13 protein-coding genes and 2 tRNA genes are annotated in these 12,045 nt (G+C 43.1%); 8 read left to right on the plus strand and 7 right to left on the minus strand.

From position 1 onward, the window contains the following. Positions 1 to 42: 42 nt before the first annotated feature. Together EYM_RS03055 and hisD are read right to left on the minus strand one after the other, a co-directional pair. The gene (locus EYM_RS03055; protein ID WP_075049625.1) at positions 43 to 1,845 is read right to left on the minus strand and encodes a ribosome biogenesis/translation initiation ATPase RLI; all 1,803 of its coding nucleotides are present in this window, start codon (positions 1,843 to 1,845) and stop codon (positions 43 to 45) included. A 7-nt stretch (positions 1,846 to 1,852) separates the two neighbouring features. Beyond that, positions 1,853 to 3,052, minus strand: coding sequence for a histidinol dehydrogenase (hisD, locus tag EYM_RS03060; RefSeq protein ID WP_083495016.1), 1,200 nt, complete (start codon positions 3,050 to 3,052; stop codon positions 1,853 to 1,855). A gap of 86 nt (positions 3,053 to 3,138) precedes the next feature. Here hisD and EYM_RS03065 point away from each other — a divergent pair, with 86 nt between their 5' ends. After that, complete coding sequence (locus EYM_RS03065) at positions 3,139 to 3,801, plus strand: molybdenum cofactor biosynthesis protein (RefSeq protein WP_075049626.1); 663 nt, start codon at positions 3,139 to 3,141, stop codon at positions 3,799 to 3,801. Between the two features lie 50 nt (positions 3,802 to 3,851). Here EYM_RS03065 and EYM_RS03070 read toward each other — a convergent pair whose 3' ends face one another. Beyond that, complete coding sequence (locus EYM_RS03070; RefSeq protein WP_236943432.1) at positions 3,852 to 4,094, minus strand: Lrp/AsnC family transcriptional regulator; 243 nt, start codon at positions 4,092 to 4,094, stop codon at positions 3,852 to 3,854. A 98-nt stretch (positions 4,095 to 4,192) separates the two neighbouring features. Here EYM_RS03070 and EYM_RS03075 point away from each other — a divergent pair, with 98 nt between their 5' ends. Further along, complete coding sequence (locus tag EYM_RS03075; RefSeq protein ID WP_075049627.1) at positions 4,193 to 5,404, plus strand: ATP-binding protein; 1,212 nt, start codon at positions 4,193 to 4,195, stop codon at positions 5,402 to 5,404. Here the strand turns inward: EYM_RS03075 and EYM_RS03080 are convergent. Next, on the minus strand, positions 5,388 to 7,172 hold the full coding sequence (locus EYM_RS03080) for a carbon starvation CstA family protein (RefSeq protein ID WP_083495018.1): 1,785 nt from the start codon (positions 7,170 to 7,172) through the stop codon (positions 5,388 to 5,390). The two genes, EYM_RS03075 and EYM_RS03080, sit on opposite strands and share 17 nt — an antisense overlap. Before the next feature lie 122 nt (positions 7,173 to 7,294). Here EYM_RS03080 and EYM_RS03085 point away from each other — a divergent pair, with 122 nt between their 5' ends. Genes EYM_RS03085 through EYM_RS03095 form a run of 3 tightly spaced genes read left to right on the plus strand, consistent with a single transcriptional unit; the run spans position 7,295 to position 9,077 of the window. Further along, entirely contained in the window at positions 7,295 to 7,555 is a 261-nt protein-coding gene (locus EYM_RS03085; RefSeq protein WP_075049628.1) for a DUF7990 family protein, read from the plus strand. Then, positions 7,552 to 8,487 carry an ArsA family ATPase gene (locus tag EYM_RS03090; RefSeq protein ID WP_075049629.1) on the plus strand — a complete coding sequence of 312 codons (936 nt, stop codon included), beginning with the start codon at positions 7,552 to 7,554 and terminating at the stop codon, positions 8,485 to 8,487. Before EYM_RS03085 ends, EYM_RS03090 begins: the two co-directional genes overlap by 4 nt. After that, positions 8,472 to 9,077, plus strand: a complete 606-nt coding sequence (locus EYM_RS03095) for a hypothetical protein (RefSeq protein WP_075049630.1) — start codon at positions 8,472 to 8,474, stop codon at positions 9,075 to 9,077. Before EYM_RS03090 ends, EYM_RS03095 begins: the two co-directional genes overlap by 16 nt. On the opposite strand, the gene EYM_RS03100 is transcribed toward EYM_RS03095, so the two are convergent. After that, positions 9,074 to 9,553 (minus strand): ASCH domain-containing protein, encoded by a 480-nt coding sequence (locus EYM_RS03100; protein ID WP_236943433.1) that lies wholly within the window; start codon positions 9,551 to 9,553, stop codon positions 9,074 to 9,076. The two genes, EYM_RS03095 and EYM_RS03100, sit on opposite strands and share 4 nt — an antisense overlap. Before the next feature lie 25 nt (positions 9,554 to 9,578). Then, positions 9,579 to 10,013, minus strand: a complete 435-nt coding sequence (locus EYM_RS03105) for a hypothetical protein (RefSeq protein ID WP_075049631.1) — start codon at positions 10,011 to 10,013, stop codon at positions 9,579 to 9,581. Positions 10,014 to 10,081: 68 nt separating this feature from the next. Between EYM_RS03105 and EYM_RS03110 the strand changes: the two genes are divergently transcribed. The 3 genes from EYM_RS03110 (at position 10,082) to EYM_RS07805 (ending at position 10,638) form a co-directional block, all read left to right on the plus strand. Continuing rightward, positions 10,082 to 10,159: transfer RNA gene (locus EYM_RS03110), tRNA-Glu, on the plus strand. A gap of 124 nt (positions 10,160 to 10,283) precedes the next feature. Beyond that, positions 10,284 to 10,424: transfer RNA gene (locus tag EYM_RS03115), tRNA-Tyr, on the plus strand. A 49-nt stretch (positions 10,425 to 10,473) separates the two neighbouring features. Continuing rightward, the gene (locus tag EYM_RS07805) at positions 10,474 to 10,638 is read left to right on the plus strand and encodes a hypothetical protein (protein WP_157058747.1); all 165 of its coding nucleotides are present in this window, start codon (positions 10,474 to 10,476) and stop codon (positions 10,636 to 10,638) included. Here EYM_RS07805 and EYM_RS03120 read toward each other — a convergent pair. Continuing rightward, entirely contained in the window at positions 10,616 to 12,040 is a 1,425-nt protein-coding gene (locus tag EYM_RS03120) for a TrkH family potassium uptake protein (protein ID WP_075049632.1), read from the minus strand. The genes EYM_RS07805 and EYM_RS03120 overlap by 23 nt on opposite strands. Positions 12,041 to 12,045: the final 5 nt, after the last annotated feature.

Below are 12,045 nucleotides of genomic sequence, written 5' to 3' on the forward strand. Positions count from 1 at the left end.
CGAGTTTCACTTCTTCCCTATCCGAAATTTAAATATAGGTAGCTACTCCTTGCTAGGCAGAGTATAGTAGTATTCTCCTATTGATTTCTGATATCGGTCTAAACGGCTACCCTCCTTATTTACTCTAGGTCTACCTGTCTCGGCATCTCTTCTGAACGTTACACCTAGTTCCTTCAAGAATTCATTCATTCCTCGTCTCAAGCTCATGGGTGGTAATGCATGACCGCGTTTACCGGGAGTTCCTTGGAATATCATGACCCTTGTAGCTATCAAGTCCATGATTACCAGGTCGTGATCAACGACAAAGGCCGTTACCCCCTTACTTTCTACAACGTGACGTATAGCATTTCCCACGGCTAGCCTCTCTTCTACATCTAGGAACGCAGAAGGTTCATCAAAGAGATAAACGTCTGCATCCAAACCTAAAGCGACTGCCACTGCCACCTTTTGGAGCTCACCGCCGGAAAGTCCCTTTATCTCTTTTTCCAATAACTTATTCAAACCTAAGCGCTTAACCACTTCTACGTAGTACCAAGAAGAGGTATCCAAGAAGTCCTCTCGGACCCTCTTCAGGAGCTCCTTGACCGTTCCAAATCGTTTAAACATTTCTGGTGACACGTACTGAGGCTTATAGGAGAGCTTGAGACCTTCGGTTGGAACGAATCCTTCGTCGGGCTTCAGTTCACCTACTAACATTCTAATGAATGTAGTTTTACCTATTCCGTTAGGACCTAGTATTCCAATGACTTCTCCTCTCCTAGCATCACCGGGCTCTACCTCTAGTTCGAAATCACCAATCCTCTTGAACATCCTATCCCAGGTCAAATATACTTCTGTTGGAAGGAACTTCTCCCTCGCTTCAGGGGTTTCGAACCTTATTGGTCTATCCCTTATTCTCATATTTTCTGAAGGTAAGTAGCCCTTTATGTAGTGATTGATGCCCACCCTAACGCTATAGGGTTGAGACACTATACCATAGACACCAGGAACGCCATATATTACGTGAACGAGATCGGAGATGTAGTCAAGCACAGCAAGATCGTGCTCTATAACTAATACATAGCGATTCCTTGGTATTAAGTTCCTTATAGCTCTAGCTGCAGATAACCTCTCCTTGACATCGAGGTACGCTGTGGGTTCGTCGAAAGCATATACGTCCACGTCTTTCTCAATGACTGCTGCAATTAGAAGCCGCTGCATCTCACCTCCCGAAAGGTTTCTTACATCTCTATTAAGGAGATGAGTTAGGTTTAGTTGCTCAACTACTTCTCTAAATACCCCTCTTTCATCAGCCTTCTTAAGTAGCTCACCTACAGTTCCTTTGAGTAACTTCGCTGCTTGGGTTATGTATTGCGGCTTGTATACAGCCCTTATCTTACCATCTCTCAAGTCTTTAATGTAGTTAAATAACTCAGTTCCCTTGAACTTAGATAGAACTTCGTCCCAACTGGCTTCCTTCTTCCCGAGATTGGGTTTCAAAATTCCGGTTAGAATCTTCATTGAAGTACTCTTACCAGCACCGTTCCTTCCTATAATGCCAATAACTTCATTTCTCTTAGGTATTGGTAGGCCATAGAGAGCGAAGCCGTTCTCACCATACCTATGCACTAGTTTGTCCTCTATCTCTTCGGGTAGATTTTCAATATGGATTGCACCGAATGGGCACTTCTTAATACATATACCGCAACCTGTACAAACGTCTTCGTATATTACCGGTTTACCATCCTCACCTAGCTCTATTGCCTTCTTCACTCCACTTTTATTTATTGGACAGAACCTTATGCACTCGTAGTTACATTTGTTAGGCTTGCAAAGATCTTTGTCGATAACTGCTATTCTTACCATTCGTTAATTACCCATCGTGATGCTTGAGCGATTCTAACTTAACTCTTAGGGCTTCAGCATGGTATTTCATACCCTCTAATTCAGCGATCTTGATCGCTAGTTCAATTAACTTAATCGATTCGGGATAGCTCTTGACTATTGCCATCCATCGGTAGAAGTCTAGAGGGGAAAGGGGTCCTCTAGCTCTCGCCCATTTAGAAGTAGGCAGAACGTGGTTAGGGCCTGCGGAGTAATCAATTAATGGACTAGGGGTCTTGATACTTATCGCACCGCTTATAGGTAGTTCGAAGGAATCAACGAACGAGCTGACGTGTTCGGGTGCGATCTCGTTGGTTATCTCTATCGCTTCACTAATATTTCTGACGACGTAGGAGTATAAATTATCGTGTTCAAAATCTGAGACGAGGTCACTTACTTTCTCTTCTAGCTCAGTCGATGTAGTTAAGAGGAGTGCGAAGCTCAGTGGTCCGTGTTCCGCTTGAGCCATCATATCGTACGCCACTTCCTTAGGGTTCGCTGTTTCATCGGCTATTACGACCAATTCCGTGGGTCCAGCGATCATATCAATTGGTACGTCAACGCTTACGAGAACCTTACCCGCTTGAACGTATGGTCCTCCTGGTCCTACTATTTTATGAACTTTAGCCACGTATGCAAGTGCCGCGATGCCGTGAGCACCACCCGCTAGTATTACTTCATCTACGTCGGATGCAACGAGAGCGGCTCTAACGGCGGGATTGAACGCCGCCTTAGGTGGCGTACTCACAATTACTTCTCTTACACCAAGTCTTTTAGCCAATCCAGCCGTCATTAAGATCGTAGAAGGGTACGGAAATATACCTCCGGGTGAATAAACTCCCAGTCGTTTAATAGGAAACCAGAGAATTTCGCCCGCTATTCCATTGCTTCGAATGGATGAATTGGGAGGGAGGACTGACCTATTAAAGGCCTCTAGCTGATCTAAGACTTCTTGAAAGACATTTACAAGTTCCTCATCAACATTTCTCTGTAACTCATTTTTCTCTAATATTAGTTTCTCACCGTCGTAGTTATCGAATTTTTTGACGTATTTGGAGAGAGCTTCCATACCGTTTAGCCTTATCTCTTTGACAACGTCTTTCACTTTCTCCATGTAATCCCATAGATCCATTTTCCTTTCTATTATAGGTTCTAATTGCTTCTTGTTTCTTAAGCGTTTTAATGACATGGTACTTCACCATGAAATCTAATTTTCGGTACCCGGCCTATCAAACGTTAATCTAGATTAAAGCAATTATAGAAGTGGAGGTCCCTGTGAAAGTTAAAGTTAAGTTTTATTCAGTATATCGAGACAAGCTAGGCGAGGAAAAAGAGTACGAACTAAGGGAAGGAGCGACCGTTAGTGACCTTCTGGAAATTTTAAAAGAAGAACTCGGCGAACTCTATGAATTAGCCAAACCAGTGGTTTTAGTCAATAAGAGATATGCCGACGAAAGGGAGCCGCTTAGTGAGGAGTATCGGATTGACGTAATACCACCGGCCGCCGGGGGGAGAAGGAGAGCTATTGTAACATTCGATAAAGATATAGATGTGAATGAAGTAATAAAAGATTTATCTAACCCGGAAAGCGGAGCCATTGTTTTATTCGTTGGATTCGTCAAATCGAAAGGAGGTCTCGTCAAAGAGTTAGTCTACGAAGCCCACGAAGATTTAGAAAAATTCATTGAAGAGAAGATAGATGAAGTTGTTAGGGAGAGAAACTTAATTGATGCTTTAGTAGTTCAGTTCTTAGGACCTAGAAAGGTCGGAGAGAAAACTCTAATTGTCGCGACCTCTGCCACGAGCAGGGAAGAGGCGTTTCAAGGGGCAAGGGAGCTCTTGGAAAAAATGAAGCACGAGGTTCCAATTTGGAAACTAGAGAGGAGGGTTGACGGTGAATATTGGTTGGTTGGAGATAAGGAATTAAAGAGGCTCTGAAGCTGGACCTACCTCATCCACTCGGGACCGGCCAAGTTTCTTCACAGCCTTTACAAGTGCTTTGCAACGATGAACGATGTCGTAGTCCTTATAACTCCTGGCAGCTTAAGAACCTTTTCTCTTAGTATTTTAGCTAACTCAGTATAGTTACTGGCCTCCATCTTTATAACGAAATCATACGTTCCGGTTACCTCATATATCTCCTTCACGCCATCTATCTGCTTTAGCTTATCTGGAAGTTCCGTTACCCTTGACGGCTCTACTGTCATAAAGACGAGTGCTTGGACTGCCACGTATCTCAGCCCACTGGAAGTGGGCCTAGATGGTTATATTTGTATTAGTCAGTCGTTTAGTCATAAAGGTTTGTCCACGGAATTAAGGCGGATGAGAAATGGAAATTTCGGTTAACGAAGTAATAGAAATGATATTGAAGTTCATGAGAAGTTATCAGAAAACGGGGGAGACACCGGGCATACTGCTCTTAGGTGCACCGGGCATAGGTAAAAGCGAAGCAATAGTTGAAAGCGCGCGTATAATGGCAAACGAAATGGGTCTTCATTTCTGGATATATGAAAGTAGAAAGGAACCAGAGAAACCTCTAAGCGAAACTTTTACCTTGGTTGCACTGAGATTGGATATGATAAAACCAGAGGACCTAACCGGAATACCGCAAATCCATGGTGACGAAGAAGTCTTCGATTACAAACTCCCTAGATGGGTCAAAGTTTTACGAGAATCGGCAGGGGGCATGTTGTTCCTAGATGAGTTCACGAACGTTGCTGACGATACTTTGATGAGCGCAGCATTCGAGATACTACTCAACAAAAGCGTAAATATGTACAAGTTTAACAAGCTAGTAGTGGCGGCGGGTAATCCCCCTGAATATAGTACGTTAGCTAGACCACTCCCTCTACCATTACTTTCCGGAAGGCTTGCAGTATTTTACGTAAGAGCACCTAAATTAGAAGAATGGCTCGATTACATGCAAGAAAAATATGGAGAGAATTGGGCACCTGAGGTTTATTCGTTCTTGGTTCAACATCCAAACTTGTTCCTATCTGTTCCAAGTGAAGGAGAGGGACTGGAACCGTTCCCGACGCCGAGGGCTTGGTCGAAATTAGCTATAGAGCTTCAAACGTCTTGGAGGGATGAGATCGATAAACTACGAGAGGAGTCTCCAGTTGAGTCATCCGCTCATGCTCGAAGCAAGAAGGTAGGTATCGCAGGGAAACTTACTGCATTAGCGAGTGCCTTCGTAGGTAAGGAGGCTGGTACTCTATTCGTTGCATGGCTCCGTGTGAAACCACCTTCGCTCGAGGACGTTCTAAAATCTCCTGAGCTAATAAAAGAGCTAAATGAAGAGCAGAAATACATGTTGATAACGCAGCTAGTTAATTCGTTGAATAGACCTAAATGGAAGGATAGGACCTATTATGTAATAAATGCTTTCAACAAGGTAAACGAAGTCAAGTACGCCGTAATGGCTCTGCGTTTGCTCCCAAAGAAAAAGAGAAGCGAATTTATGAGCTATCTCAAAGATCGCGATAAGAAATTATGGAATAAACTCAATTTCGAGCTCAGATTAGCTAGAGTTTGGCACTAACTGCCACTTCTTTTTGGCTCCTTTCTTCTCTCATAACCTTCAAGAATTCCTTTAGGAGATAGAAGTTGAATATTAGTTCTACGATGGTTATCGCTTCGACCGCTGCGAGTGTAACGTTACCCTTCGCCGCAATGGTTACGGGAGCAATGTAGGCAACGTAAATGAGGAGCGCTAGGGTGACGGTAACCCATAGGAAGCCCGCTGGAGCCAAGACCGTAACTTGGTATCTCTTTGGTGCCTTTAGGTCCTTTATAACCCATGCTGCAACGGTCATTAACGCTATGGAAGCTAGCATCTGATTAACGCCACTGAATGCAGGCCATAGAAGTAAGTAAGCTCCACTCCAAGCTAAACTGAAGCCTAACAACGCGGCGATTACTGAGCTGACCCACGCATTACCTAGTAGAGTCTTATCGAGCTTCAAGTCCTCCATTAGCTCGCTCCACGTGAACCTAGCTAGTCTTACTGTAGTATCTAGAGTCGTTAAAGCGAACGAAGTTATCCACAAGCCCGCGAATAACGCTAGTGTACTTATAGGTAGATGAAGGGCCGTTCCAACGGCCGCTCCGAAGGTCTTTGAGAATATACCGGCTGGACCACCGAAAGCGGACATAACTTTCGCGTATTTGTTCCCGAATTCAACAGGGTTCGATAGTATTGCGGAAATTTCTTGAGGCTGAAGTTTTAATGTTATACCGTAAGCTGAGGGATTCGTTAGCATTAAAGGCAGCATAGCTGCTATCGAGGCGACTACTAGTGTAGACAAAAGGCCTTCTGCGAACATGGAACCGTAGCCTACTAAGAGACCGCTTAATTCGCTATCCAGCTGCTTGGAAGTAGTACCGCTGGCGACCAAGCTATGGAATCCGCTCAATGCACCGCAAGCTATTACTAAAGGTACTATTGGCCAGAAGGGAGAGGCAACGCCGAGCACAGGTGCCATGAAGCTAGTATAGGCTGGTACCTTTAATTCTCCAAATAAGACAACTAAGCCCACGACGCCTATAGCTAGGCCGAAATACAACAGCAGAGAGTTCATGAAGTCTCTGGGTTGTAAGAGAACCCATACTGGAAGACTAGCGGCAATTACAGTGTAAACTAACAAGACTACTATCCACTCGTTATATGATAACTTTATAGGAAAGTTCTCCGCAACTAGGACGCTAATTAGTATGAAAAGCGCTGCCACTCCAGCCGCGTAGGTTGGCTTCAATGACTTTTGATACATTAGGTAACCTAGAACTAAAGCTAAAGCTATCTGAGTAAGCGACGCCGTTGCGACTACTGGTATTGCTGTGAACAGCTTGCCTATGACGGCACCGAAGGCCGCGATTACTAACAAGAGGGCGAAGTATATGAATATTGAGAAGGCCCTTCCCATGCTTTTACTTATCAACCTCCCAGATATCCACTGAATGCTCCTTCCGTCGTACCTTACACTAGCCATGAGAGATAGGTAGTCGTGTACTGCACCGACAAAGACGTTCCCAAACCATATCCAAAGTATTGGTAGGAGCCAACCCCATCCCATTGCCATTGCCGGTCCGACTATGGGACCGGCACCTGCAATTGAAGCGAAGTGGTGGCCCATTAACACGTACTTGTTCGTTGGCACGAAGTCAACGCCGTCGAAGAATTTCTTCGCGGGAACTTCTCTTTCTGCGCTAGCCTTAACCACTTTCTTCTCGAGAACGTTGCGACCATAGAGAATATAGGTAGTAGCGTAAATTACGAGTGCTATTACAACCAGTAAAGTGGTAGTTATCAATCTCTCACCATCTCTCTAATGCAAACTAGTAGGTTTTAATTAATTGCTCTTTTGAGAAGGAATGCTATATTTAAACTGTCATTTAAACATGCAATAACCGAGTCATTAGGGTGAAGCAAGAAATGAAGTTCTTTGAGAAGATCTTGGAAACAGTAATAGGTTTCGTTAATCTGAGAGCCACGGAGTACATTGAAATGGAACTAGAAGAACTAGAGCACCTCTTCGCACTCATAACGTTGGGCTTCTTGGCGGGTTATCCTCTCATACCGATTTCGACTTCGCTTAAGCTACTACCGTACCTTGAGAAGGAGATCTATCTTATGTTCAATAGGATAGAATACCTTGACGATCAGCTAGGTATAATAGGTTTCGACATAGAATGAGGTGGAAAGACGTGGCACGGCTCTTTCATTTCCTAGGAAAAGGAGGCGTTGGTAAGACTACGTCCTCCGCGCTCCAAGCTATTCTATTGTCAAGGAAGGGGAAAACACTGCTAGTTTCCTTAGATCCAGCACATAACTTAGGAGACGTGCTTGGGATTGAACTAGGAGAGGAACCTAAGGAGGTTAAGGAGAACTTGCATGCCATGGAACCAGACGTAACGAAGCTTATGGAAGAATACGGTAAAAGCATTGCGAAGGAGATCGAAAGCCATTACAAGTACTTGAAAGTCTTAAACTTAGATAAGATCATCAGAACGATTGAATATACCCCCGGTGTAGAGGAGCAAGTATTATTAGAAACTATAGCTCGTTTAATGGAAATGAAATACGACTACATCGTCATTGATCACGCGCCTACAGCGCTTTCAGTTAGGGTACTTCTATTACCTCAGATAATGCTTACCTGGTTGAACCACATAAGGGAACTTAGATTACAAATACTCAAGCGAAGGAAACTAATTGGAGCTGAATCCATAGAAGACAAAGTATTGGAAATATTAAATACAGAGATAGAGAAATATAAGGCTCTTGAAGAAACTTTTAAGAGTATAAAGAGTTCGCCAATTACAATAGTAGTCAATCCAGAGGAAATGCCTTGCTTGGAAGCCGCTAGAATAAGAGACGTCTTAAGGAGGTTCGACATGCCTTTATGCGGAGTAGTTATAAATAAGGTTATAGTTGCAGACTCAATCGATCCAACTCTACTAGAAATGAAGGAAATGCAAAGGAAGTGGATAAATTTCATTGAAAGCTCATTTAAAGATTATCGTATAGTAAAAGTCCCATACTTGGTACCGCCACCTAGAGGAGTAAGGGAGCTCGAAGAGATTGCAAAGAAGTATTTGGGTGAACCCATGTGTTGTTATGGCTAGGTTTATTTGCACTTGCCGGTGCCACTACCTATCAATTCTTTAGAGGTAGAAGAACTAACTTGGAACTAATGAGAGACTACGTTAGGGAAATAGAGAGTTCGCTAGACCCTGTAGACAAATTATACACATTAACGGGATTGTATAGCGGTTTTAAAAGCGAGTTCAAAGTAAGGAATGAAAAGATCGAAAAAATCGAGATTTCACTTGGTCTGATGCCTCGAGAGAGCTTACTCTATTACCCTATATCTCTACTCACACTACGTCACGACAGGTTATACATTGTTTTCAGATTAACCAAAATTCCTAGAGAGGAAATTCATATAGTTCACCCTAAGACATTAGGATACAATGCAAAGGAGCTAAGAAATGTACTAAAGAATAAAGTTATAATAAATGGTACGATCTACTTGACTAACACTGAAGAAAATCATCCTACCTTGAACGACCTCAAATCTATTGTACTAGATGAAAACGTTCTTCACGTATCGCTCGTGCCTAGGACCTCTGTTTTATATGTCTTCCTTAAGCCGCGAAGGGGTTTAATTAAAAAAGTGATAAAAAGTTCGCTAAACTTCATAGAAAGGCTTTAGAGTTCCCTAACTTTTTTAATAATCATTTCCCACAGGGGGTCACCCGGACCTAACAACGTATGACTCATGGGAGGGTTCCATCCGGGAATCACGTTTCGTAGCTCATTCAAGTAGATAGGCCTCTTGTACTTCTTGGGTTCAGTGACTTCCAGCGCAAAGGCTTTCTTTGATCTAGAGATATATGAGTAATCTTCCTCGCCGATACCAGTAACTTCTTCCCCGCCTTCTTGTTCAATTCGTTTCCTAACGTACTCGGGACGACCTTTTATGACTTTACCTATTCGGAATTCACCTATTATGGCTTTTATCTCACCAGAAACGTACATTACGACTAGCATTCCAGGAACTAAATCAAGTCCAATCCAAGTTCTCAGCTCGAACTTCTTATATCCGCTTAAGATTCTTTGAGCGTACTTAGGTTTTATTGATAACAAAACGACTGGTGCATCGTAATCTTCCAGTGGCTCGATGTTCACTCCTAAACTCCTGTTTGAGGCTAAACTAACCAGCTCCTAAGAGGTTTAATGTAGTATTCCCTATAATATACAATATTGGTGAGGCTAAAACATTGAATGAATATGAACTTGTACCTACGTCGTAAAGTAATTTTAGGAAGGTGCTTAACTCGAATGGATTAACGTACTGCGGAAGTACTTGATTTATTGCTAGAATGAATCCGATGAGGATCCATCCAGCTGTGATAGAGATGTCCGGCGAAACGCCAAATGCCTCTTTTCCAATGTACTCGAAGAAGCAGTTCAACAGAGATCCGAGTACTACTACCGTTAACGTAGCTATCACCGAGAGTAACGAGAACGACAAGAAGGTTTGGATGGAATATGGTTTAATTAGTTCAAGAGCGATTAAAACGGAATTCCACAGAGCAAGTAAGACTACACCATAACCTATGCTTAGTACAACACAATACCGAGCCACGTGAAGAACCCTTACGTCATCTTTCAGATTAAATTTTTAAACACTCAAGTATGGATGTGCTACGGCGAGCCGCGGTAGTATAGCCCGGCCAAGTATGCGGGCCTTTCAAGCCCGTGACCCGGGTTCAAATCCCGGCCGCGGCACCATATACCATCCCCTTGTTATCATTCTCATCATTCCTTCGCAAGTGTGCTTATCAAGCATACTCAATTAAGTATCGTATGAAAGTTAAACTTATTAGCCTCGGCAGAGGCGTAATCATCACGGGAACCCGCCGTAGCTCAGCGGTAGAGCGCCCGGCTGTAGGACCCGTACGTGGTCCACCCCCGGAGTGGGGCACTCAGCCCCCAGATGAAGGGGTGGGCAGCAGAAACCGGGTGGCCCGGGGTTCGAGTCCCCGCGGCGGGACCAGGGCCACCCATCAATCCTTCCACTACCACAGTTGGTCTAGGGATAGAAGATGTCAACAGAAGATAAAGTGAAATTAGAAATTATCGAGAAATACTCCGCTCTCGGAGAGAAACGTTACGTTGTGAAAATTACCGGAACAAACATTCTGATTAACATAAAAGCTGAGAACGAAGACGAAGCACTAAAGAGAGCTAGAAAGTTGCTTTTCGGTTGAGCCTCTTCCTTTTAATGATATGACAAAGTTCCCCTCCTACGGACTGGATGAAATATAGTACTGGCACTATTTCAAGCTTACCAACTATCATCGAGATTGCTAATATCATTCTTATATCTACAGTCGCTAAGGAAGTTAGACCTGAAGATAAGCCTGTTCCAGACATCGCAGAAGATACTTCAAACATCACGTCCGTTGGGGATACGCTTATCTTATGTAATTTGACGAGCTCAACTAACACGGCCGATATGACTAGAAAGGTCAAGAAGTACAGAACTACGAAAGTCATCATGGCAGTTAGTTCCGATTCAGAAATTTCCCTATCGATTTTGAGTGTGCTTACAAATCCTTCTGGTTTGCCTAACGATCTGAGTTGCCTTCTGATTATTTTCCAGAAAACGTAAATTCTGTATAGTTTGATACCACCGCCTGTTGAGAAAGTTGATGCACCTATAAGCATAGCAATTATCAATATGAACTTTGAAGATAGCGGATACTTGGATACATCAACTATGGAAAAACCAGAAGTCGTAACTGCACTTGCTGAATGGAAAAACGCGTTCCAAATAGTATAGAAGTCGTATTTACCCCAAGAAATCATGAGGAGAACTGCATAGAAAGCGATTGATGCTAAAAGCATTCTAAGCTCAACGTGTTTAATCGCTTGTTTCAATTTACCATATTTTATGTTAAGGTAAATTGAGAAGTTCAAAGCACCCAGTATGCACGTTATTATGACTGCTAGCTGTTGAGGGAAACTGAGATCTCCCGCCCCCATATCTGTAGGTGAGAATCCTCCAGTAGCTAAAGCAGCGAAAGTGTAAACAATAGCATTATATACGCTCATTCCACTAATTGTCATGTATATTATTGGTATTACGGTCAACACGATATACGTTATAATTAGATCCTTAACGGTTTGGTACATACTGGGTCTTACCTTTTCTCCTTTACCAAGGGCTGAGACTATACCGGTAGGAGATACATTGTAGACGAGAGCGAGTATCAAGACTAGGAACAAAGTCCCGACTTCTCCTACCCACTGAGACGTCGCTCTATATGCATTAACGAAGGGCGTGTACTTAGAAGGCTCGATTACTGTAAAGCCAGTACCACTGAGACCGCTCACCATTTCGAAATAGGAATCCGCTATATCTAATTTTGTTACAATAGAGAAAGGTATTGCTAGGAAAAACGGTGTAGCGAACCAGAAGATAACCAATGCCTTTAGTATGGTCCGGGCAGTAACTGTCCTCAGTACCTCGAAGTATTTCTTAACTATATAGAATAATATTGATGATATTAAGAGGGATGATAAGGAGTATATGTCGTAATATGGATACGTAAGTGAAACGATAGGAGCAATAAAAAGAGTTAAGGCGGTGACGGATATAGAAAGCATTAGCC

This window comes from Ignicoccus islandicus DSM 13165, assembly GCF_001481685.1.
Classification (GTDB): Archaea; Thermoproteota; Thermoprotei_A; order Sulfolobales; family Ignicoccaceae; genus Ignicoccus; species Ignicoccus islandicus.